Genomic DNA, 22,953 nt, shown 5'->3' on the forward strand with positions numbered 1-22,953 from the left:
CCGCTCTAAATTGAGCGGCCTTCCAGTATTATGTCAAGCTAATAGCTAAAACCTACTAGCTACCAGCTACTACAGTTCGAATGCTTCTTTGATTTGGTCAACGAAGTCAAGCTTCTCCCAAGTAAACAGTTCTACTTCCACCTGCTTTTCAGAGCCATCCGCACCCTTGAAGGTTTTCTGCACTACTTCGTTCTTACGTCCCATGTGGCCATAGGCAGCCGTTTCGGAGTAGATAGGGTTACGGAGCTTGAGGCGCTGCTCGATTGCGTAAGGGCGCATATCGAAGATCTCACCGATCTTCTGAGCGATTTCACCATCGGTCAGTGATACCTTGGCAGTACCTTTAGTATCGATAAACAGACCACAGGGCTTGGCTACCCCGATGGCGTACGATACCTGTACCAGTACTTCGTCGCACAGGCCGGCGGCTACCATGTTCTTGGCCACGTGGCGGGTGGCGTAGGCGGCAGAGCGGTCTACCTTTGAGGGATCCTTACCGGAGAAAGCACCACCACCGTGGGCTCCTTTACCACCGTAGGTATCTACGATGATCTTACGGCCGGTGAGGCCGGTATCACCGTGAGGACCACCGATCACGAACTTGCCGGTAGGGTTGATATAGTAGGTAATTCCATCGGTGAAGAGTTGCTGTAGCTCAGGTCTCAGCTGATCTTTAACCCGTGGAATAACGATATTGATGATATCTTCTTTGATCTTGGCCAGCATAGCCTCTTCGCTGTCAAAGTCATCGTGCTGAGTCGATACTACGATGGTATCAATACGCTGAGGTACGTGGTTGTCGCTGTACTCGATGGTCACCTGTGACTTGGCGTCGGGGCGCAGGTAAGGCATTAGTTCAGGCTCGTTGTTACGAATGTTCGAAAGCGCCTTCAGGATCTTATGAGCCAGATCCAGCGCCAGCGGCATGTAGTTTTCGGTTTCGCGGGTAGCGTATCCAAACATCATACCCTGGTCACCAGCCCCCTGAGCGTTGGCTTTTGCTTCAAAGTCCTCGTTCTCCACCTTACGATCTACCCCCTGGTTAATGTCGGCGCTCTGGTCGTGAATAGCCGAAAGTACACCGCACGAATTGGCCTCGAACATGTATTCGCTCTTGGTGTAGCCAATCTTACGAATTACATCGCGGGTAATCTTCTGTACATCCAGGTAGGTGTTGGTTTTTACTTCACCGGCCAGTACCACTTGTCCGGTCGTAACGAGGGTTTCGCAGGCTACTTTACTGTTGGTATCCCAAGCCAGAAAGTTATCAATGAGGGCATCCGAGATCTGATCGGCTACTTTGTCCGGGTGTCCTTCCGAAACGGACTCCGACGTAAATAGGTAAGGCATAAGTATTCGTTAATGTAGTGATTTATAAAGTACTGGTTTGAATATATTACTAATTACAATAACCAGATAGAGGGCGGGAGACGTGAACGTTGTTTGACCTGACCGCTTTCCGGATGAGGCCCGCATCGTTCATAACCACCGTGGCGCTCTGACTCGGTTGGCGCTTCCGCCGAAGCTTCTGGATGCAATGTGCAAAATTGAATTTTTTCGGGAATATAACCAAAAGATAAACAGTAAATCAAAGATGTTTCTCTTTGATTTAAATCCGCTTTACCAGCGCATGGATCATACCGCGGGTAAAAGCCCCCAGCGGGACGGTCGACATAATACGCAGATCATCCATAAAAGGAGTGTCTTCGTCCAGAAACGCCAGCAGCCGGGGCGTGGGATTACGCTTGTATAACCGCGTAAATACGGTCTTACCCGGATACCGGTTGTACAGGAGTACATTAAGTAAAGTACTATCCATGAGCCCCTTAAAAAATTGCCGGAGACTTTTCTTAGGCCGCACCGGAGCCCCTACCGTAAGCAGTTGCCCCACCAGCTGCTGTGTGAAGCGCTGGGTACGGCTGAAGGCATAGCCGGTAGATGCCTTGACATAACCACCCGAGGTACCAATACGTACTACGTACTTCAGATCTTTGGTATCAGCGGGCTCGTCGGTCATGGGTATTACTCCGAATTCTTCGTGTTCGATGCTGAAATCTTCTATTCTCAGGTAGTCGCGGATGTAGGTATGCAGTTCCGCATCGTACTCGGCCGGCGGTAGTAGCTTATCTGAAAACAGCGTATACTCCACCAGAGCCCGGTGAGAGTCGATGGGTAGTACATAGCCAAAGCGTACCCCTACGCCGTTCTGCTCCACGCGGTAGTCCATCATGATCGGGCAACCCGGGTCGAAAGCCGCCTGTGGTGTGGTGATTTCCCAGCCCTTGAAGTGCTGGAGCATATTGTGGCGCTCGGGTTTGTCGAGTTTGAGGGGGGTGACGCTGTCAAAGACGTAGTCGGCCATGTACTGTCCCTGGTCAGTGATGACAAACCCGCCATTGGCGGTATCACGTATCCGCTCAATGGTAGCCGTAAGAAACGTGATGTTTGGATTGGTGCGGAGATCAGTCAGGACAAAGTCGTAGAAGTCAATGCCCCGTATCCACTTGTAGGTATAGTCGCCCAGGTCAAGCGTTTTGGCAAAGCCCCGGGCTCCGTAAAAGTACACTTGATTCCAGCTTCGGAATACGATCGGGTCGAAGGGGTGGTCGCTGCCTTTCTCCCAGAAACACCAGGTGCGGTCATTCTTAGCCTTGGCTTCTTTATCAATAATCAGAATAGACTTGTTGCGTAGGATCGATTGATTGATATGATAAGCTAAGCTAAGCCCGGCCAGTCCGCTACCTGCTATTATATAGTCGTATCGTTTCATGAAGCCTCGGAGGTCTCCGGGGAGGAGTAGTTTGTGATGAATTCCAAAAGAGAGAGCCTTGCCATGGATTGACAAGGCTCTTCTACGATACAACCTTTAAAATTCTATGTATGTTTCGAAATAAGGAGTACTGGCCTTAGATCGGAACGTTGACGTGGCGCTCGGCGTGGTAGCTTGACCTTACCAGCGGGCCCGACTCTACGTACTTCAGGCCACGCTTCAGACCTTCCTCGCGGTACAGGTCAAACAGCTCCGGTGTGATCCACTCGATCACCTCGTGGTGCATCTTGGTGGGCTGCAGGTACTGGCCCAGCGTCAGGATATCCAGGCCGTGCTCTACCAGGTCATCCATTGCCTTGAAAACTTCTTCTTTAGTTTCACCCAGCCCCAGCATGATACCTGACTTGGTACGCTGACCGAAGTCTTTGGTGCGACGGATCTGCTCGAGGCTGCGGGCGTACTTGGCCTGCGGGCGTACCCCACGGTACAGCCTTTCGACGGTCTCCATATTATGGGATACTACCTCCTGACCGGCTTCGATCATACGGGTAAGGGCCTCCCAGTTACCTTTTACATCGGGTATCAGCGTTTCGATGGTAGTCTCAGGACTCATCTCCTTCACCATCTTCACGGTCTGGTACCATATTTCAGCTCCACGGTCTTTCAGCTCATCACGGTTGACCGAGGTAATAACGGCATGCTTCACGCCCATCAACTTGATAGCCTCCGCTACACGACGAGGTTCGTCTGCATCGTACTCATTAGGACGGCCCGTAGCTACGGCACAGAAGGTACAGCTGCGGGTACAGACATTACCCAGAATCATAAAGGTAGCCGTACCGGCTCCCCAGCACTCGCCCATGTTGGGGCAGTTACCGCTTTCACATATGGTATGTAGCTTATAGTTATCTACAAGTTGGCGTACACGCAGGTAATCAGGCCCGGACGGTAGCTTTACACGTAGCCAGTCGGGACGTTTCTTGCGTTCAGAGGGTATTACAGGTAGTTCAATCATATCAGCGATCACTAATTAGTAAGGGGTAGCCTACGGGTCATGTTCTACACCCTTTTATTGTTTTTATATAAAAACCCTACGGGCTACAAAGGTAGTGATACTTCCTATTTTTTGTTGCCAAAATAGAGTGTTACATAGCCCGAAGTAAAGAAGCTGCGGTTCTGAGCAAAAGGCATAATCATGATCTGACGGGAGAACGCTTCCGCCAAAAATCCAATTTCTAGCCCTGTCATATTATCACGAAAGGCGCTTAGCTCGAAGCTAAGGGCTGTTTTCAGGTGCAGGCCGGGTACTATCTTGGTCTTGTCAAAGCCCTGGAAAAAGCTCCCTGAGCCTACGATAAGCTCAGTCTGAGCGTGTCGGACCGGATCATAAGGCTCCGAAACAATCACACCGGGACGGCTCTGGAACTGGATGACGTAGGGCTTCTCGAGGCCTATGGAGGGGCCGGCCGCTACGATACCACTGATAGAGATGCCTTCGTCGGAGTGGCGGTTAAAAAACATCACCTCCCGGCCGTATTCGGGACGGAGTACAAAGAGGTAGTTCTGCTTGCCGTAGGTGAAGCGGGAGCCCGTGATAAAGTTTTGCGAGGCTAGCTCCTTTGGGTGCTTTACGTTCACTAGCTCCAGAGCAAGGTACCTGAACTGGTGCTTGCCTTTGAGTAGAGTAGGGAGCGCTTTAGAGTGGCGATACACAAATCCGCCCAGGATACCGGAGTTGGTATTGGTGGTGATTCCTATCGACGAAACGGAGTTATAAACTTCTTCTTCGGCATCGGGATCGGTGCGTCGCTGCTGGGCCCATGATTCAGTAAAGAGTAGCAGAGTCAGGGCACCTGCCAGAATATATTTGAAGCGATTCATAAGTAAAGATTTGTAGTCATACATCAAGCACTGGTACTACATGTTGTGGTAAGTGAAAATAGGAACTTTTATCCTAATTTCTACTCGTAAGGTACCTCTTTAACTGTTTTTTGTAAATTTATGTTCTTATAACGAAAAAACTTGCCAAATGCCTACAATCAAGACCGAATACTTGGGTGAACTACGTACTGAAGCGACTCATCTTCAGTCAGGAACGGTAATCATTACGGATGCTCCCACCGACAATCAGGGCAAAGGAGAGGCCTTCTCACCGACTGATCTGGTAGCCGGAGCGCTGGGTAGTTGTATGATTACCATCATGGGCATTGCCGCCCGTCGTGATGGCATAGACCTCAAAGGTTCGGAGATGGAAATAACCAAGGGTATGTCGGCCGATGCCCCCCGGCGGATCGCCCGGGTAGAGGTAAGGCTGAATATGCTGACCGACCGGGAGCTGTCGGCTGAGGAGCAGGCCCGGCTGGAGCGTGCGGCCCATACGTGCCCCGTGGCACTGAGCCTGCATCCGGATATTGAGCAGGCCGTAGAGTTTGTCTGGAATGTAGCTGAAAAAGCCTGATACGAGAAAAGGCCGGATATGTATCCGGCCTTTTCTAATTTAATAAGCTATATAGTCAATATCTATATTTAGGCTGCTTCAAGGGCACTCACTTGTTCTTTTATGGCATCAAAGCTGATGTCAAAATGAGAAGCGTTATAAACGCACTCTCCCCGGCTGATCAGAAGTACCTGAGGTGATTCGTGATCGACGGCAAACTCCTGCGCAATCTTATTGGATACCGAACGGAAAGTCAGCAGATCCAGGTAATATGGATGCAGACTACCTACTTCGTCCTTCTTCCAGTTGCGCTCAAGCCGGGCCCAGGCCGTAGCACTTATCGAGCAGCGGGTGCTGTGTTTAAATATCAGTACCGGGCGCTCGTGCGATTCCTGCTTTATAGCTTCCAGCTGGGCTTCGCTGTCAAGTGGTGTCCAGTTATTCATAACTTAATTTAATATAGGTTGTAGTACTTAGTTTGAAGAGTAGTTTATACTCTCTTACAAACCCTAATACCTTACCATAAAGTTTCATTTGCTTTGATCGTTGCGCACTGATAGATGACGGGTATCCAGCTTCTTGATCATCTCATGCGACAGACTATCAGCATATACACCATAGGCATCAACCAAAGTACCCTTCAGTCCGGTTTTTGATTCGATGGCGTACAGGATGGCCATATCAGATGGATTGGTAGGACCCTCAAACCGGTAAACATCTACGATCTCAAACTCCTCAGGAGAAAGAGTGAGCGGCTTACCATCCTCAAAAAACTCAATGGCATGCGATGTCAGGTTGAAATCGTACTTGTAGCCTCTCTCTTTAAGCTCTTCAAGTACCTCTGTCATGGTATCCAGTTTATTGAATGACTCCATGCCATCCTCATTGGACTGGTCTATTGCTCGGTTGTCCATAGCTGTGTTTGTTTATATAGGTTTAGAGATTAGAAATATTAAATCTGCGTAGCTTTGCAGCGAGATCTAACATTGTAATTCATTGAGTGCTTTCTTATATCAGTTATCCATTCGAATCTATTCGTTTCTCATGCATATAGTGGCCTGGTTTCATCCTAAAGCCAGGCTATGGGTACAGGGGCGAAAGGGATTAGTACAACGACTGGCCGATGAACTACCTGGCCGCATCGGACAACGCCCGGTGGCCTGGTTCCATGCTGCCTCACTGGGCGAATTTGAGCAGGGAAGGCCAGTCATCGAAGCGTTTCGCACGCGCTATCCCCAGTACTTTATCCTGGTTACTTTTTTCTCCCCTTCCGGCTATGAAGTTCGAAAAAACTATGCCCTTGCCGATTATATATGCTATTTACCTGTAGATACACCCCAAAACGCCCGCCGGTTTGTAGAAATCACCAGGCCCGAGTTTGCCTTTTTTATTAAATATGAGTTCTGGTACAACTATCTGCGCGAACTGCGGCAGAAGCAAGCCCGGATTCTTTCCTTCTCGGCTATTTTCCGGCCCCAGCAGCTGTTCTTTCAGGCCTACGGCGGTTTTTACCGTAGCATACTGAGGTACTTCGACCACATATTGGTGCAAAATGGGGAATCGCAGGAGCTGTTGCGGTCGATAGAGATCAGGGAGGTAACCTTGGCGGGAGATACCCGATTTGACCGGGTGAAGCAGATTGCCGAAGCAGCGCGTGAGCTGCCTGACATAGCCGCCTTTGTGAACGACTCGCTTTGTATGGTGGTTGGGTCGGCCTGGGAAGCCGACATGCAGGTACTGGTCCCGTTCCTTAACTCGGTACAGGTACCTCTCAAAGTCATCATCGCTCCCCACGAAATCCATGATGCCGAAATAGAGCGGTGGCGCCAGCAACTGACCCGGCCCTCACTACGCTACTCGGACTATGCCTCGGGTAAGGTAGAAACCGCTGATGTGGATACCACGCAGTACTTATTCATTGATAATGTAGGGATGCTGTCGTCGCTGTACCGCTATGGGCACATAGCCTACGTAGGGGGAGCCTTCGGCGCCGGACTACACAATATACTCGAAGCCGCTACCTTCGGCTTACCCGTGTTTTTTGGAAACCGGAAGTACCAGAAGTTTCAGGAAGCGGTAGACCTGATCAGGCTGGGAGGTGCGCAACCCGTGGCAAATACAGAGGAGCTCCGGCAGTATGTACAGCCGCTCCTGCTGGACAGCGCCCTGCGGCAGCAGAAAGGAGAGAGTTGCCGGCAGTACGTACTGACCCGTACCGGCGCTACAGATAAGGTGATGAGTATTGTGGAGCAGTACATGCTGACTTAGCTACTGCTCCACGGATGTTGTTTAGACGAACTCCTTATTGATCAGATGCTCGAACAGGTGCGCCTGGGTACCCAGCAGACGGGCCTTGGTACCAAGCTGTGATATACGAATGGTTAGGCTGCTCTTGAAGTCGGAGAGACAGTACTTATTGATAGCCTGCTCGATGGGGTTGGAGATAAAAGGTCCCGCATCGGCCAGTACTCCACTTACAATAATGATCTCGGGGTTGAACAGGTGTACCGCGGTAGCGAGTCCCTTGCCAAGCTCAGTACCTACATTGCTGAGCAGGTCAATCGAGAACTCATCTCCGGCGTGGGCCGCCTCTATGACATGATGCGTATCAAGCGTGTCTATATTGCCCTGCACCATTTGCGGAAGTATACTTACCCGTCCGGCTTTGATACCGTCCTGTGCCTGACGGATCAGGGCCATGGCTGATACTACCGTATCCAGGCAGCCGATCTTGCCGCAGTGGCAGAGCATGCCATCCGGCCTTACCTGTATGTGTCCCAGCTCACCGGCATAGCCCGAAGCTCCGTTGAATACTTCTCCATTCAGCAGTATTCCCAACCCTATCCCCCAGTCACTGTTGATGGTCAGCACGTGTGACTTTTCTTTGGCCAGACCAAAGCGGTGCTCGCCGATAGTAGTAGCACGGGTATCGTTGATGAGGCAGATGGGGCGCTGGAAGTGCTCCTGAATACGGTTGGCCAGAGGCTCCCCGGGCTTGGTCAGGCTCAGGTAGGTTTGGTTGATTCCGTACTGGGTATTGATCAGCCCCGGCATGGATATGCCTATTCCCCAGAGCCTGTCCCGACGGATATCGTGGTCATCCAGGAAGTTATCAGTTTCAGTTAGGAGGTTATCCAGAAAGGTAGAGGTATCGTCAAGTTTGATATCAATTTGGCGTCTTACAATAAGCTGATTTTTCAGATCAAATATTACCAGCTGGGTTTGGTGCCGGTTGATGTCCATGATCAGGGTCAGGTACTTCTGAGGATTGAGGCCGTACAGTACGGGAGGGCGTCCAGCCCGCGCCGGACCCGTGCCGGTCTCGATCATCCATCCTTCGCGGATGAGTTCATTAACAATGGCCGTTGCCGAAGGAATACTGGCATGAAACAGGCGGGCCATCTTATTAATGGATGTATCTCCTGACTGAAATAGCTCTAGTAGTAGGTTGCTTCTGAGTCGGTTTTTGCGGATATCAATGACGGAACTAGGCTCCTCTGAAATAGAAGTCATGGGGTTTAGTGGCTAGCGGTGTTAAACCATGGAAATATAAACAGTAAAGCAGTTCAAGCTACTATTTATAATCAAACAATATATGTAAATAAGACATTTAAAATGTATATCTACTTTATCTGACCCTAAATTAATTAATTTAATTTATAAAAGGTTTCTACTTTATTAATAAATTTAATTTAAGGGGTGGTTATTAGCACGTTCTGTGCAGGATCAAGTGCCGTGGCAGAGGTAGTGCAAAGGAGGTGCCATATTTAAAGAGGTATGATTTTGATAGGAACTTCTCTATCTTCGTTCGTTGAGGATTGATACAAGAGTATAACTATATAATCACATCATATAGGTTTGAAAGAAGGATTAGTAATGCGCTCCACGGGCTCGTGGTACGACGTACGTGATCAGCAGGATGGCCATATATGGCAGTGCCGGCTGAAGGGGAAGTTTAAGATCAAAGACCTGAAGGTAACCAACCCTATAGCCGTTGGGGACCGTGTGCAGTTCGATATTGAAGACGAGGTAGAAAATACCGGTATCATACTGGATATACTACCACGTGACAACTACATCATTCGCCAGTCGGTGCACAAGACAGCCCACGCTCACCTGCTGGCTGCCAATGTAGACCAGGCTGTACTTATCGCTACACTGGTTTTTCCGCGTACTTCCCTTGGGTTTATAGACCGTTTTCTGGTGACGGCGGAGTCATTCCGGATACCGGCTGTACTGATATTTAACAAGCAGGATCTGCTCAACGAAGCAGCCATCGAATTTCAGCAGGAGCTGATAGATCTGTATGAGAGCCTGGGGTACCGCTGCCTTACTACTACGGCAACCGAAAGGGAAGGCCTGGATGAATTTGCGCAGCTGCTGGATGGTAAGATCTCCCTGCTGTCGGGCCACTCAGGGGTAGGGAAGTCGTCGCTGGTCAATGCCATAGCACCCGAACTGGACCTGCGTACCCAAAGCGTCTCCACCTTTGCTAATAAAGGCGTACATACTACAACCTTCGCGGAGATGTTTGAATTAGGCCCGGGTACCTTCCTGATCGATTCACCCGGTATCAAGGAACTAGGTCTGGCCGATATGCAGCCGTCCGAAATCAGCCACTATTTTCCGGAGATGCGGGAGCGGCTCAATGAATGCCGCTTTCACAACTGCCTGCACATTAATGAGCCGGGCTGCGCGGTCAAAGATGCGGTAGAAGGCGGGGAGATAGCCATGAGCCGCTTTGAGAGTTACCTGAGTATGCTGGGCAATCAGGACAATCGGAAGTAAAGCTGATGATGAATCGCCATGGCTCCCTTCCGCCACTTTAACCCTATTTTGTAGTACACATCATGCTGACCAACGTTGAACATATCGGTATTGCCGTAAGAAGTCTTGCGGCGTCGAATGAGCTTTTTACGAAGCTTCTTAATGCAACTCCGTACAAGCAGGAGGCCGTAGAGTCAGAGGGGGTAAGTACTTCTTTTTTTAAAGTCAATCAGACCAAGATCGAGCTGCTGGAAGCTACCCGCGAGGATAGTGCCATCGCTAAATTTATTGAGAAAAAGGGGGAGGGAATCCACCACATAGCCTTTGAAGTGGAGGACATACAGGCCGAGATGGAGCGTCTGAAAAACGAAGGCTTTGTATTACTCAACGAAACTCCCAGGCAAGGCGCCGATAATAAGCTGGTGTGCTTTCTCCATCCTAAAGGTACCAACGGGGTACTGGTAGAGTTGTGCCAGGAAATCCGATAAAAAAGTAGCTGGTTACCTTAACCTTATCCATTACCCATACTGCTTCTTAGAACGGGTAGCCAATGGCTATGTTCAGTACCAGGTTTTCCTGCCGCCAGGCTTTGCTTCGCACATTAAACTCATCAAATACCCACGGACTTCGTTGTTCTTCCCGGTTAGGGTTGGTATACCAGGGCTTCCTGAAGGGAGTAGCTACGTCAAGCCGGAGTACCAGGTAGGAGAAGTCAAGTCGTATACCCAGTCCGCCTCCCACTGCCAACTGTTTGTAGAAGTCTCTGGAGAAGGTTGTTTCGGGTGGATAAAAGCCATTGACATCGTAGCGATAGTTCCAGATATTACCGGCGTCTACGAAGGCTGCTCCCTCGATGATGGAGGTAATGTCAAACCGTAGTTCCGTATTTACTTCCAGCCGTATATCGCCAAAAGAGTTATTGCCAAATATAGCTTGAGTGATGGAGTCGGCATGGTAGGTGCCGGGGCCCAGGGTGCGGGCGCGGAAAGCACGAATGCCTGTACTACCACCGGCAAAGTACTGCTTAAACTGGGGTAGTACCAGGGAGTTGCCATATGGAATACCCAGTCCCCCGATAAAGCGGTTAGCCAGGCGCATCTTCGGCGACAGGTCCAGGTAGTACCTGGCCTCCCCGTCAAACCGGGCAAATTGTTCATAAGGAATACCCAGGATCTGTCCCCTTACATCGGAGTCTCTGTTTCCGTTGCGTACCAGCAGGCCGGCCAGGTTACCCGCCAGGTTGATGCCCCCATTGAGCACGAACCGGTGCCTGGTGTAAGGCTTGGGCACAGGGTGGTACGTAATATTATACAGCGATTCCAGAATAAGTCGGTTCTCCAAGATGCGCAGGTAGCGCAGGACATCCTGTGGGTTCTCGCTTAAAAAAATACTTTCAACAAAAGCCTCGGTAATATTGGTAGGACGAATCAGGTTAATGGAGAAGGGCGTCAGTGAGTGCTCCACCTCCTTATTACGCTGCCACAGGTACCCCCACTGCGTACGGGAGGAGGTCTGGGTATACAGGCCTTTCTGCCGGAGTGTTTCGTAGGTAGCCGTCAGGAGGGTCTTGGGAAGGGCCTGATTCGCCACGGGATCATACCTGAAAAAAGGGATAAGAAACCGCGGGAAAGACAGCTCCCCCTGATTAGTAAATCGTATAAAGTCATTGCCGAGGTTCCTGTTGCTTCCGCCTCCTACCTGCACATCCATACCGAAGTTGCTGCTCAGACGCAGTTGCTCAGCTCCCCTGAAGGCATTGCGGTTGCTCCACGTCAGGCTTAGCTGGCTACCCGCCAGGTTATTCGATTTGGTAACGCCACTCAGTTCGCCTCGCAGTGATTTCTTGGGCAGAGGTGTTAGGTAGTAGTACACATTCAGCAGGGCTGAGTCGGAGCCAGGTACCAGCTCGAAACGGTTCTTGACAAACTTAAAGTTACGTAGGTTGATGAGGCGGGAGAGCGATACGTCGTGCATCTCGCTGTTGTATTGCATACCACTCTGGAAGCCAATGGCATCATCAAATATGCGGGACCGGAAGCTACGGTGCTGGTCTACAATGTACAGACCGCGGCGCTTTTGAGCCTGGCTGGGCAGGGTATCCGGTGAGAGGGCATCGTAGTCGGTATACACATAAATATCATTAATGTAGTACTGTTTCAGGGCCGTCTGGGGAGTAGTAAGCTTAGGCTGCAGATACAGGTTTACCTTATGATCACCAATGGTAGAGTCTACCTCCATAATTAGGTAGTCGGGGCTGAAGTAGTAGTACCCGTGGGTTTTGAGGTACCGGTCAACGCGCTGGCGCTCGGTTTCGATAATATCAAAACGGTACGGATCATTAACCCGCAGCAGGGTTTTATCTTTGGCGTCCAGCAGGTGTTTGCTGAACTCGCTGCTGTCGTGTACTACAAAGTTGATCTCATTGATGAAGTAGCGCGGTTTGACATAGGCGGTGTAGTGGGCTTCTACGGTTCTGTTTTTTTTCGGCACCAACTGACCTCTGGCGGTAGACCTAAAGTAGCCGTTGTTGCTCAGATAAGCCTCCATAACCTGGGCATTGGTGGCTACTACCCGCTGGCTGGCATACACCGGTGGCTCCCCAAGCTTTCGTCGAAACCAGCTACGAAAGCCTTTTTCGCGCTTGGGCTCTCCAATAACATAGTACAGCCACACCTTGTACGGAAACCCGAACAGCGTCTTGTTGGGATTGGGCCGCAGCATATCTTCCAGCTGGCCTTCCAGTCCGGATATCTGTGCACGGGCGGATGAGTCGGGTTCTACCTTTACACTTCCTCCTACGTACAGGCTTTCGTTGGGGGGGATGTAGCGACTAATGGAGCAGCTACCCAGCAAGAGACCTGTCAGAACAAGGAATATATAGCGTATACCTGGTTTCATTTCTTATTCTTTTGAAACAATTCGAGGAACTGGTTGTAGTCCAGATTCACAATAAAGCTGACGCCCGTTTCGATGATAAATCCTTCCAGAACCGCCTGGTACTGATTTTTCCGGTAGGCTCGTACCAGATATTGACCATCTTTAGTCAGCGCATAATTCACCGCCAGGTTGTCGATTACTTCATTGGATGAGGGACCATGGGCAGCATTTTCTATTTCGAAGTTCCGGCCCACTGATACCGTCAGGCGATCATCCAGAAAGCTTCTGCTAAGACCTACGTTAAGATCGGTACGGGCACCGGAGGTACCTGAAGTAGAGTTCAGGTCAAAGTTTAGATTAACCCCTTGAACAAAGTTGGTGGCCAGCATATTGAGCTGCTCGCTCAGGAGCTGGCTCACGCTCTGGCGGGCAATGGCCTCGGCATTGAAGCCCGAGCTACTACTGGCGGCCTGCTCACCCATGAACCGGTTTAGTACCAGCAGCGCAAACACCTGCTTGTTCATTTCGGCGGGGTTGTTTTCCAACTGCGCCAGCAGGTTCTCGTTCCGGATTCTGGTAGCTGTTTCCTCGGGTACCTGCGACGAGACATCGATACCAAAGCTGATAATAGGGTTGGTCAGGTTTCCCTGCATTTTCAGGAGTACATCCAGTGGTACCTTTCCGTAGTTCTGGCTGGTGGGGCCGAGGGGAGTCAGATCAGCATTGACAGTATATATTGCCGTAATATCAACCTCAGCTTTCATAGGATCGCCTGTCCAGAGCAACTGGCTGCCTTTCCGGATGGTAAACTGTCTCTTTAGTACCTGGAAGGTAAGATCGTAAGAGCCCTCGCTAAGCTCATACAGCCCCAGCAGGTATAGCTGTCCGTTGGGGGCTATACCCGTATTGAGCTGGGCGTTGCCACGTACCTGCAGGTTGTCTCCGTTCAGCTCATCCACAACAATGGTCAGCTGTGACTCGTCCGTCGCCTCAATGTTGAGTGATAGCTCAGAGGCAAAGTCAACCTGTACGCCTTCGTCGGCCACGGTAGAATCCTCTTCCATCTGGACGGATGCACTCTTATCTACAAACCGGACTACGCCTTCGGTAGACCCAGCTCCCGCAGCGTCATCAGGCAGGATAAGGGTAATGTTGCTACCGGGCTGGAGCCTTACGGTACCGTCAATAACCGACTCGGTACCCACGCCTTTCACATTGATACGAGCGTCAATGGCACCGTTTCCAAACGCCATATCGTTATCGGTTCGCTTCGCGTTCAGGACAACAAAGTTGGTAGCGTTGATGGTCAGGTTGTAGCCTACATTGGGGATATTCTTAATATCGACATTGCCGTTGATCTGCAGGTTCTGGTTAAGCGAATCCTTAATCGCAAAGTTGTTAAAGACGACCTGCTGACCCCGTAGCTGGATCTGCTGCTGATTGATGCTGTAGCGCGTTCCCAATTGGGCGATCTCGAAGGCCAGGCTATCAAACCCGATCTGTCCATTCAGGACAGGGCTTTCAGTACTACCTCGAATGGCTACCTGCCCTGTCAGCGCTCCGCTGGACCGCCGGAGCTGCTCAAAGCTAAACGCTTCGATGGTCTTGGCACCCAGTCGCTGGATGTTGAGGTCGAAGTTAAGTGGGGTATTAGACTCCAGCAGGTAGTATCCGGTCAGCTTTACGTCGTTCTGCTGGCTTTGCAGACTAGCATCAACTGTGATCCGGTTGGCGGTCTGGTTGGTGGCATGAACATCCAGCGCACCAATGGGTATCTGCATGAAGGAAAGATTATTGATCAGGAAGTCTCCCGTAAATGATGGTGACTCCATGTAATTGCTAAGCAGAATATCACCATTAAGAGTACCTGATGCCAGGGTAGTATCCTGAGTGACGAGCGCTACAAACTGGCCGATCTGCAGGCTGTCCGCTACGATACGGAGAGGGCCGTTGGGCTGGTCGGTGCTGGAGTTGATAACCAGTTGCTGATCCGTACGGCGGATAGTGAAGTTCTGAACCAGCAAACCATTGGGGCCATACTGTATAAATCCGGAAGAGTCGGTCTGCCAGGGGCGGTAGTCCAGCAGCAGCCCTTCGCGCAGATGAAAGCGGTACTGGTCATTGGCATAGGCAAGCCTGCCCGATATGGCGTGCCGGTTGTCATCGGTAGAGTCCCTTACGGCAAAGTCAAAGAGCAGATTGTTGTTAGCCGCCGTACCCTCCAGGAAGGCACGACGTACTCTGAACTGATCGTAAAGTACCTGACCTACCTGCCCCGTAAAGCTGGCTTCTCCTCCCACTCCGGATATGTCCATGGATACGTTTTCGATCCGGATGGTATCGTATTCTATCAGTGGAGCCACCATGCTTACCCTTAGGGTAGTGTCGGCCTGGTTGCTAAGCCGGGCAGCCAGCTGTACGGTTTCCATAGTGGTGAGCTCCGGAACGAACGTCTGTATGGCGGGGTGGTTGGCTACACTCGCCTGCACCTGGATGTTGTAAGGGGTTGTGATAGCGGTATAAGCCGTATCGGATACCGTGAAGTACTTGTTGACTTCGGTCATGACGATATCTCCCAGCTGCGGATAGCTGAATTCCCCGCTCATGCGGGCTTTCATGAAGGGAGCGTATAGCACCGCCTCTCGTACACCTTCGTTGTTCTGCAGGAGCAGGTTCAGGCTGTCGATGCTGATGGGGACGCCATCATTGTTGATGACAAACTGGTTGGCACTGACAACTCCCAGCGGATTTTCGGGATTAGTAGATGTGAAGTCAACATTGATGCGACCGGCCAGGCTCACGTTCTCGGAGTACAGATTCAGCGGCTGCAGGTTCAGGCGCTCAACCACGGCATTGGCCTGCACCGTAGGGTACTCCTGCGAGATGTCGGCGTTGGCGGTAATCTGCAGCGCAATGTTCTGGTCCTGGATGCTGGCTTCAAAGTCAGCCTTTCCCCGGTTGATGCCACCCGTCAGGGTAAGGTTATTGTACTCATAGCCCTTGATGCTGGCACTCTGTATGGTACCATCTACCCGCGTCTGCATGGTAGCCGGATCAAATCCCTGTCCCTGTACCTGGGTACTCAGCGTTAGTTTGCCCAGCTCCTCGGGGGGCTGCTTCAGCAAGCGGCCCATGTCAAACTCATCAAAGCTGAGCCGTCCGTTGTAGCGGGCCTGCTCGGGAGTAGTAGCGTTTTTGATATTTCCGTCAAAGGAGCCGGTACCCAGTGAGGTGGTAAGGGTGGCGTCCATGGTAAGGTCACCCATTGTGCCCCGTATCTGCCCCGTGAGTCCGACCCGCTCCGGTAGTTCGATGGAGGTAGGCACTGAGCCTTTGGGAACTATCTGCAGCAGGTCCGACCGGGTCGATGACAACTCCCGGATGTTGACGTCCACTGAAAGCCGATCAGCATTGGGGAGGCCTCTTATGCGTCCCTGCAGGGCCAGTCGGGTACCTTCCAGGGTGCGGAAGTCAGCGTTGGAGATGAGCAGGTTGTCAACCGTGCCCGTGACTAGTCCGGTACCAGAGAGGTAGGAGTTGGGGCTATTGCTGAAAGGCGGCGTTCCGGCCAGGTCAGGTAACAGGGCTATGATATCGCTGTACGCCAGCTGGCTGTTGTTGAGCCGGAGCCGTACCTGTACATTGCCCGGGTTCTCGGATAGCTGTTCCTGGTTCTGATACCGGAGTACCAGCTCATCGCGCAGGACAGATTTGGGTGTCTTGAGATACAGGTTGCGCAGGTAGGTCTCTTTGGCGGTATAGCCAAAGTTAGTACGTAGCTCCTGCAGAGTAAAACCACTTTTTTCCTGAAAGGACATCTGCTGCAGGCGACCCGAAATATTATCCGGGGCAAATACAAAATTGGTAAGGTTGGTGTTGAAGTTGCGGACTTCCAGATGCGCAAAGTCTATCCCTTGGGGTTGCCGGGGCTGGTTAAAGTCGTCGTACATCAGCGCGTTGTTGACCAGTCTGATCTGGCCTACCCGTACGTTCCAGCCCCCCGCCGAACTGGTATCAGCAGCAGCGGACGAGGTCGGCTCCGAAGTCGTTTTACGCGCTGGCTGTGCGGCAAATTCTACAAAGGCTGTGGTGTTCTCGAGTAGGACATTTCTAAGATCAGCGTGCTGGCTACCCATGTAGATCTTGTTGACGCGCCCTTCCAGCCGACCTAGGCTTACCCCGTTTTTCATGCCCGTAGTTTCGTCGGTAAAGTCCCATTTGAAATTACGGATACTCACATCACCCACTCTGATATTGAGCGTATCGGCGGGGTCGGAAGGAGTGGTTGCGGGCTGGGCTACAGTAGGAGTGACCAGGGCTTCATAGAGGCGCAGGTTCGCGCGGGCACCGTTCAGGGACAGGCGGGTGGGGTGATACAGCGAGCGGGTCGGATTGAATGCCTCAAAAAGAATCTGAGCTGAGTTGATTTCGGCTTCGGCATCCGTACCAATGACAGCATCCCGGTAGGTTAGATAGACGCGCCGGAGGTTAAGTTCATCCAGACGCATCTCGAGGGGAGTCGCAACTGTATCGGCCGGAGTAGGAGGCTCATTGGTCACAAAGGCATCCACCACGAACTGATAGTTGAATGTAGTGTCGGGCAGAGTACGATTGATTTTGGCCCTGATTCCCTCCAGTTCCACCTGGTTGATGCCTATGCGCCCCCTGATGAGGCCCATCATGTCCAGATTGACATAAAGCCGGTCACCGGCTATAAGCGTATCTCCCTGTTTATCTTCAATATACACGCCCTCCAGCGTAAGCCAATCGGGAATATCGAAGCGTATTTTGTCTATCTCGACGCGGGTCTGAAGCTTTTTACGCAGGTATGAGTTAGCTTGCTTGGTAAGGAAGTTCTGTCCTGCCGGGGTCTGTAAACCCCAGAACAGCGCCCCCACCAGCACAATGAGAACCATAAAGATAATAGCCAATACGGTTACAGCTTTTCTCATATATTATACTAGCCCCCGTACCTCGTGCGGTGACGGATAGTACGGGGGAAACAGGTCAATAGGTGGTGTTTTTAACGTTTGAAATATTCCTGGTCAATGGCCTCGTTGACATTCAGCGAAGTAGTGACCGTTACTGCTTTTTTGTCTTTTGTATTGGTTTCTATCGAAGTAGCCGGGTACATGATCCCGTAGGCGCACTTCTTGTAATTGGAATAATCTATGACTACTTCCTCACCGGGAAGGATTCTTTTCTGTCGTACCAGCAGGCCGGTAGCGTCGTCAAAGTACAGGTTATACCTGGCTCCTTTTCCCTGTAGTTCCACCTGATTTACCTGCTTGCCGTTGAGGGTTTCCTTGCCGACATAGGTACCTACAAAGCCCCTTGTTCTGTAATCAATGAAGGGGATCAGCAGGTCGTACATTTCCAGGCGCATGGTATTCTGCTCATTCTGACTCAGGTCTTTTACCTGGTAGTTGGCCACCTTATCGTAGCTACCCATGGGCAGTTTCATCCATCCTTCGTTGCCTTTGACGCCGTAGATAAAGTTACGCTTCAGGATTACCTTGCCCTTATACATAGCCTTGTCCGGCAGCGAAACATATATGTCGGCATCGTAGTCAGCAGAGGAGTTGGAACGGTATGTACGCTTCATCGAATACGATTTCAGGTCATTCCATAGCGTCTCCCCGCCCGTAGCCTGGTAGAACTTTGCAAACACTGAGTCAACCGGAACCTTGGTGGCTTGCCCGAATGATAGAGTGGTGGCCATCAATAAGGCCATTAAGGTTACTAATACATTTTTCATGGTTTTTGTTTTAGCTAAATGAATGCATCGTCATCAGATCATAGCGTCGCTTAAAGCAGGTATGATCTGCCTTTAAAACGCATGCAAAAGTAGCTATCGTTCACTGGGAGGGTGTACTTCTTTTATAATACTACTATTAGTGGCAAAAATTGTTCCAGCAAATAGTTGGAAGCCCTCTGGTAGTTTGCTGAGGACGAGCCTCCTACCAAAAAGTACCTGTGGCCCGTCACTGTCAGGAATAAAAGCGGAGGCCAGGGCTAACAAGATGTACTTTACAAAAGTTAGGAAAGCTAGAAGAGTACAACCATAACTCAACTGCTCTATGCACTACTACAATTCAATCATAGATACCATTGGCGATACCCCTCTGGTCAGGCTGCACAAAGTGACCAAGGGGATCAAGGGTACAGTACTGGCCAAAGTAGAGTATTTCAACCCGGGCAATTCGATCAAAGATCGCATGGCGATCAAGATGATTGAAGATGCCGAAAAGGACGGAGTACTCAAACCCGGTGGTACCATCATAGAAGGTACCAGTGGAAATACGGGTATGGGCTTGGCACTGGCGGCCATATCCAAAGGCTATAAGTGTATTTTTACTATGGCTGACAAGCAGTCGCAGGAGAAGATTAACATCCTGCGCGCGGTGGGAGCCGAAGTGGTAGTATGCCCTACCAACGTCGAGCCCGACGATCCGCGTAGTTACTACTCCGTGGCCCGTAAGCTAAATCAGGATATTCCCAACTCGTTCTACCCGAATCAGTACGATAATCCGTCCAATACCCAGGCTCACTACGAAACCACCGGGCCGGAAATCTGGCAGCAGACCGAGGGACGCATTACCCATTTTGTAACGGGAGTAGGTACCGGTGGTACCATCAGCGGCATCAGCAAGTACCTCAAGGAGCAGAAGAAGGATGTATTTACCATCGGGATAGATACCTACGGCTCGGTGTTCAAGAAGTATAAAGAAACCGGGATATTCGATGAGAAAGAAATATTCCCTTACCTGGTGGAAGGTATCGGAGAAGACATCCTGCCCAAGAACGTAGACTTTGACGTCATAGATCATGTCATCAAGGTGACCGATAAGGACTCCGCCATTATGGCCCGCCGACTGGCGCGTGAAGAGGGGCTCTTTGTGGGATGGAGCAGTGGTACGGCCGTACATGGAGCGCTGGAGTACGCCCGCGAGCACCTCACCGATGATGATGTCATGGTCATTATCCTGCCCGACCATGGTACCCGCTACCTCAACAAAGTGTACAACGATACCTGGATGAAGGATCACGGATTCCTGGAGCGCAGCTTTGCGACGGCCCGTGATATCGTACACCGCAAGAAGGGCCAGGCCCAGCTGCTGACGGTTTCGACGGGTACCAAGGTAGGAGAGGCCATCAGCCTGCTCAATCGCGAAGGTATCTCGCAGATACCAGTCCTGGATGGAAACGAAGAGGTAGTGGGTAGCCTGACCGATTCAGTGATCCTGCACCGCCTCATTGAGAACCCCGATGTACGCCAGCAGAATGTAGAGGAGGTGATGGATAAGCCCTTTAAGTTCGTGGCTCTGGACAGCACCGTAGATACCCTGTCGTCCCTGATCGACCGCGAAAATAAAGCGCTGCTGGTACGTGATGAAGCCAATCGGGTGCACATCATTACCCAGGCAGACCTGCTGGCGGCCATGACACAGTAGTTGGTTCCGGCTAATAAAAGGAGCGGCCTTAGCACTCGTATTGGTGCTAAGGCCGCTCCTTTTTGTACTGCTATCAGTGCGTATTACGCGTCGTCACCATCACTGCTGGCGGATATCTTACCAAACTTGTACTGGAAGGTCAGGCCTACGTAGCGGTTGGTGCGTTGCCACAGGGAGTTCTGGGCGTAGGTTTCGGTCCGGAGTTCATTCTTGTAAATCCGCGACAGAAGTATATCCTGCATGTTGAACGACAGGGTAGCCTTACGGTCCAGCAGGTCTTTACGAATACCCATATTGGCTACAAATACTCCCTGACGGGTACCCTGGGCAATGGCGCGGGGACCGTCGTAGTTGAGGTAAGCCGAGGCACGAACGTCGTAGGGCAGCTGCAGGAAGGCATTGAGGTTGCCCGAGTAGCTCCAGGTGCGGTTGTCGATACTGGCCGCGGCCGATACGACCTCAGACCGGAATACCCGGCCACTGGCATTGACTTTCAGTTTCGTTCCCAACTGATGCGATACATCCGTCTCAAAGCCGTAGGCAAGCTCCCGACCCACGTTAGCAAACTGAGTATAGGAGATACCTTCTTCGTCAATAGTACGAAGGCGGGTAATAGCATTATTGGAATAATCTACGAAGACCGAGGGCCCCCAGCCGCCTTTCTGTTCGTAGTCGGAGTAGCCTACTTCCGCCTTATGCGTAAACTCAGGGCGCAGGTTAGGATTACCGGTCTGGATATTACGAGGGTCCGATATATCGGTGAAAGGGTTCAGCCAGTCGGCCTGTGGGCGCTGTACCCGGCGACTGTAGTTGAGCTTGAGCTGTCGTTCGTCGTCCAGTTTGCGGGTGAGCGCCAGCGAAGGTACCAGGTTGAGGAAGTGCACCGAAAAGTCCTGCCCGCGGCTGATCTGGTCGATGTGCTGCGTAGCATCGATGAGGCGAAGGCCCCCGCGTATGCCCCACAGGTCGCTCTTCTGGGTAAAGGTCATGTAGCCGGTATGGATGGCATCGGAGTACCCAAATTCATTACTGATGTTGTTATCCAGTGCATACCGATCCAGAAGTACATCGTAGGTATAGAAGGCGTTGTTATTCTGGCGGCTGTTGAGGCGGGTGCGTAAGCCTACCTCCAGGGTAGCCTTGGTCGTTACCGGCCAGGTGTAGTCCGTATTCAGAAACAGGGACTGGCGGTTGTTGTCGCGCAGGTTCTGCTGGCGACGGACCAGTTCTTCGGCGGCGCTGCGCTGGTCAAACTCTGAGTACCCATCGGAGCCTCCCTCGGAGTAGTTGGCTGTAAAGGTAAGTACATGGTCATTATCGCTGAACACGCGGCGGTAATCAATGTTGGCGCTAAGGTTATTGCCGATGGTGTTGCCGTTGGCCGTACGGTCAAACTGCTGAATAAGCTCTCCGCCAGGCAGGCGCGTTTCGTTGTTGTTGAAGCTGTTGGTGGAGTTGTTGTCCTTCGAGTAGTTGATTGCGGCTGAGATGCTGTTCTTTTCGTTGATATCGTAGCTGACGCCCAGGCGGCCAAAGAGGTTCTGGTTACGATCCCTGCCGTTACCCGTTTGTTGCAGCAGAGTAGTAGTTTCGCCCAGGAAGTTTTCCCGATCGAGTGAGCGGCGGTACATCCACACACGCTGCTGCGCATTGCCCGAAGCCCGCAGGCCCCACTTGCCGCTCTTGTAGCTGATATAGCCCGAGGCGTTGTTGTTCCAGTCGTTGGCGACGCTGGCCCGCATGCTGCCGTTGATACCCCGTATGCGTGTTTTCTTGGTAATGATATCAATCACCCCCGACGCGCCTTCGCCTTCGTACTTGGCTGAGGGAGTAGTCATGACATCAATGCGTTCAATCAGCTCAGCCGGGAACGACTGCAGTACCGTAGGCAGGTCGTTGCCATACAGGGTAGAGGGCTTACCGTCTATCAGTACGATCACGTTGCCCTTGCCACGCAGCATCGGTGTTCCGTTCTCATCCAGCGATACCGAAGGTATTTTTTCCAGAATTTCGCTGGCGTTGTTGCTGGTAGCGAGCAGGTCTTTGCCTATGTTGATGATCTTCTTGTCAATATCGTTGACGATCATCGTCTTTTCGCCCCGTACTACTACTTCGTTCAGGCTTTGTACCGCCGAGGCCAGTCTGATTATCCCCAGGTCGGTGGTGCCGGCTTCGGTGGCTATATTTACGTTAGGAACAAACTGCGTGTCGTAGCCCATCAGGGTAATTCGGATCAGGTAATGGCCGGGAGGAGTATTGGGAATGATAAACACCCCATTTTCATCGGCGGTAGTACCGGTCACGACGGTCGAGTCGGTGCGGAGCAGAGCCACGGTGGCAAAGCTGGCCGGTGTGTTGGTACTGTTTCCTTCTACTACTTTTCCAATAATTTTTCCCTGATCCTTACGGTTTTCTTTGGTTGGTTTGCGGTTAATTCCCGCCACTGCATCCATAGTTGGGGAGGCCAATACCAGCGCACCCACCAATCCAAAGCATCTTAGTCCCTTTTTCACAAGTATTGTATTTTTAAAGTTGGTTACATAGTAGCTCCTGGGTTACTTCCTTCTTCCCCTCTTGCCCGTTTCTCCTGATGTATACCCCGCTTCGTATTAAATAGTTTTGAATATATAAGGTACCCTCCTTCGGAT

The 22,953-nt window shown here is 51.3% G+C and carries 16 protein-coding genes and 1 riboswitch; of the genes, 5 read left to right on the forward strand and 11 right to left on the reverse strand.

What is annotated here, in order from left to right:
* Positions 1-69 precede the first annotated feature (69 nt).
* From metK to JTN23_RS06610, 4 genes are all read right to left on the reverse strand, one after another.
* Positions 70-1,350 (reverse strand): methionine adenosyltransferase, encoded by a 1,281-nt coding sequence (gene metK, locus JTN23_RS06595; RefSeq protein ID WP_247233246.1) that lies wholly within the window; start codon positions 1,348-1,350, stop codon positions 70-72.
* A 79-nt stretch (positions 1,351-1,429) separates the two neighbouring features.
* Positions 1,430-1,541: riboswitch (SAM-I-IV-variant riboswitch) on the reverse strand.
* A 68-nt stretch (positions 1,542-1,609) separates the two neighbouring features.
* Positions 1,610-2,770 carry a lycopene cyclase family protein gene (locus JTN23_RS06600; RefSeq protein ID WP_247233247.1) on the reverse strand — a complete coding sequence of 387 codons (1,161 nt, stop codon included), beginning with the start codon at positions 2,768-2,770 and terminating at the stop codon, positions 1,610-1,612.
* A 136-nt stretch (positions 2,771-2,906) separates the two neighbouring features.
* A complete protein-coding gene (lipA, locus tag JTN23_RS06605) occupies positions 2,907-3,785 on the reverse strand; it encodes a lipoyl synthase (RefSeq protein WP_247233248.1) in 879 nt (292 codons plus the stop codon).
* A gap of 104 nt (positions 3,786-3,889) precedes the next feature.
* Positions 3,890-4,651 (reverse strand): hypothetical protein, encoded by a 762-nt coding sequence (locus JTN23_RS06610; protein ID WP_247233249.1) that lies wholly within the window; start codon positions 4,649-4,651, stop codon positions 3,890-3,892.
* A 148-nt stretch (positions 4,652-4,799) separates the two neighbouring features.
* Between JTN23_RS06610 and JTN23_RS06615 the strand changes: the two genes are divergently transcribed.
* A complete protein-coding gene (locus tag JTN23_RS06615) occupies positions 4,800-5,228 on the forward strand; it encodes an OsmC family protein (protein ID WP_247233250.1) in 429 nt (142 codons plus the stop codon).
* Between the two features lie 68 nt (positions 5,229-5,296).
* Here the strand turns inward: JTN23_RS06615 and ytxJ are convergent, their stop codons facing one another.
* On the reverse strand, positions 5,297-5,653 hold the full coding sequence (gene ytxJ / locus JTN23_RS06620) for a bacillithiol system redox-active protein YtxJ (RefSeq protein ID WP_247233252.1): 357 nt from the start codon (positions 5,651-5,653) through the stop codon (positions 5,297-5,299).
* A gap of 84 nt (positions 5,654-5,737) precedes the next feature.
* Positions 5,738-6,121 (reverse strand): hypothetical protein, encoded by a 384-nt coding sequence (locus JTN23_RS06625; RefSeq protein ID WP_247233254.1) that lies wholly within the window; start codon positions 6,119-6,121, stop codon positions 5,738-5,740.
* Positions 6,122-6,251: 130 nt separating this feature from the next.
* Here JTN23_RS06625 and JTN23_RS06630 point away from each other — a divergent pair, with 130 nt between their 5' ends.
* Positions 6,252-7,475 carry a 3-deoxy-D-manno-octulosonic acid transferase gene (locus tag JTN23_RS06630; protein ID WP_247233255.1) on the forward strand — a complete coding sequence of 408 codons (1,224 nt, stop codon included), beginning with the start codon at positions 6,252-6,254 and terminating at the stop codon, positions 7,473-7,475.
* A gap of 21 nt (positions 7,476-7,496) precedes the next feature.
* Here the strand turns inward: JTN23_RS06630 and JTN23_RS06635 are convergent, their stop codons facing one another.
* Positions 7,497-8,720, reverse strand: a complete 1,224-nt coding sequence (locus tag JTN23_RS06635; RefSeq protein WP_247233256.1) for an ROK family protein — start codon at positions 8,718-8,720, stop codon at positions 7,497-7,499.
* Between the two features lie 363 nt (positions 8,721-9,083).
* Between JTN23_RS06635 and rsgA the strand changes: the two genes are divergently transcribed.
* Both rsgA and mce read left to right on the forward strand, forming a co-directional pair.
* Positions 9,084-9,995, forward strand: coding sequence for a ribosome small subunit-dependent GTPase A (gene rsgA, locus JTN23_RS06640; RefSeq protein WP_409049439.1), 912 nt, complete (start codon positions 9,084-9,086; stop codon positions 9,993-9,995).
* Between the two features lie 62 nt (positions 9,996-10,057).
* Positions 10,058-10,462, forward strand: coding sequence for a methylmalonyl-CoA epimerase (gene mce / locus JTN23_RS06645; RefSeq protein WP_247233258.1), 405 nt, complete (start codon positions 10,058-10,060; stop codon positions 10,460-10,462).
* Between the two features lie 46 nt (positions 10,463-10,508).
* Here the strand turns inward: mce and tamL are convergent, their stop codons facing one another.
* The 3 genes from tamL to JTN23_RS06660 all read right to left on the reverse strand — a co-directional run bounded on the left by tamL (position 10,509) and on the right by JTN23_RS06660 (position 18,609).
* On the reverse strand, positions 10,509-12,872 hold the full coding sequence (gene tamL, locus JTN23_RS06650; protein ID WP_247233259.1) for a translocation and assembly module lipoprotein TamL: 2,364 nt from the start codon (positions 12,870-12,872) through the stop codon (positions 10,509-10,511).
* Positions 12,869-17,803, reverse strand: coding sequence for a translocation/assembly module TamB domain-containing protein (locus JTN23_RS06655; RefSeq protein ID WP_247233261.1), 4,935 nt, complete (start codon positions 17,801-17,803; stop codon positions 12,869-12,871). The genes tamL and JTN23_RS06655 overlap by 4 nt, the downstream gene beginning before the upstream one ends.
* Before the next feature lie 71 nt (positions 17,804-17,874).
* Positions 17,875-18,609 (reverse strand): hypothetical protein, encoded by a 735-nt coding sequence (locus JTN23_RS06660; protein WP_247233263.1) that lies wholly within the window; start codon positions 18,607-18,609, stop codon positions 17,875-17,877.
* 322 nt (positions 18,610-18,931) lie between these two features.
* Here JTN23_RS06660 and JTN23_RS06665 point away from each other — a divergent pair, with 322 nt between their 5' ends.
* Positions 18,932-20,305 carry a cystathionine beta-synthase gene (locus JTN23_RS06665; protein ID WP_247233265.1) on the forward strand — a complete coding sequence of 458 codons (1,374 nt, stop codon included), beginning with the start codon at positions 18,932-18,934 and terminating at the stop codon, positions 20,303-20,305.
* Between the two features lie 83 nt (positions 20,306-20,388).
* Here JTN23_RS06665 and JTN23_RS06670 read toward each other — a convergent pair whose 3' ends face one another.
* On the reverse strand, positions 20,389-22,818 hold the full coding sequence (locus JTN23_RS06670; RefSeq protein WP_247233267.1) for a TonB-dependent receptor: 2,430 nt from the start codon (positions 22,816-22,818) through the stop codon (positions 20,389-20,391).
* Positions 22,819-22,953 lie beyond the last annotated feature (135 nt).

Source organism: Telluribacter roseus, assembly GCF_017355915.2.
Classification (GTDB): domain Bacteria; phylum Bacteroidota; class Bacteroidia; order Cytophagales; family Spirosomataceae; genus Telluribacter.

Bases quoted from the DNA above. Each gene is read 5' to 3' on its own strand.
- metK (WP_247233246.1), bottom strand. From the start codon at position 1,350: ATGCCTTACCTATTTACGTCGGAGTCCGTTTCGGAAGGACACCCGGAC.
- JTN23_RS06600 (WP_247233247.1), bottom strand. From the start codon at position 2,770: ATGAAACGATACGACTATATAATAGCAGGTAGCGGACTGGCCGGGCTT.
- lipA (WP_247233248.1), bottom strand. From the start codon at position 3,785: ATGATTGAACTACCTGTAATACCCTCTGAACGCAAGAAACGTCCCGAC.
- JTN23_RS06610 (WP_247233249.1), bottom strand. From the start codon at position 4,651: ATGAATCGCTTCAAATATATTCTGGCAGGTGCCCTGACTCTGCTACTC.
- JTN23_RS06615 (WP_247233250.1), top strand. From the start codon at position 4,800: ATGCCTACAATCAAGACCGAATACTTGGGTGAACTACGTACTGAAGCG.
- ytxJ (WP_247233252.1), bottom strand. From the start codon at position 5,653: ATGAATAACTGGACACCACTTGACAGCGAAGCCCAGCTGGAAGCTATA.
- JTN23_RS06625 (WP_247233254.1), bottom strand. From the start codon at position 6,121: ATGGACAACCGAGCAATAGACCAGTCCAATGAGGATGGCATGGAGTCA.
- JTN23_RS06630 (WP_247233255.1), top strand. From the start codon at position 6,252: ATGCATATAGTGGCCTGGTTTCATCCTAAAGCCAGGCTATGGGTACAG.
- JTN23_RS06635 (WP_247233256.1), bottom strand. From the start codon at position 8,720: ATGACTTCTATTTCAGAGGAGCCTAGTTCCGTCATTGATATCCGCAAA.
- rsgA (WP_409049439.1), top strand. From the start codon at position 9,084: ATGCGCTCCACGGGCTCGTGGTACGACGTACGTGATCAGCAGGATGGC.
- mce (WP_247233258.1), top strand. From the start codon at position 10,058: ATGCTGACCAACGTTGAACATATCGGTATTGCCGTAAGAAGTCTTGCG.
- tamL (WP_247233259.1), bottom strand. From the start codon at position 12,872: ATGAAACCAGGTATACGCTATATATTCCTTGTTCTGACAGGTCTCTTG.
- JTN23_RS06655 (WP_247233261.1), bottom strand. From the start codon at position 17,803: ATGAGAAAAGCTGTAACCGTATTGGCTATTATCTTTATGGTTCTCATT.
- JTN23_RS06660 (WP_247233263.1), bottom strand. From the start codon at position 18,609: ATGAAAAATGTATTAGTAACCTTAATGGCCTTATTGATGGCCACCACT.
- JTN23_RS06665 (WP_247233265.1), top strand. From the start codon at position 18,932: ATGCACTACTACAATTCAATCATAGATACCATTGGCGATACCCCTCTG.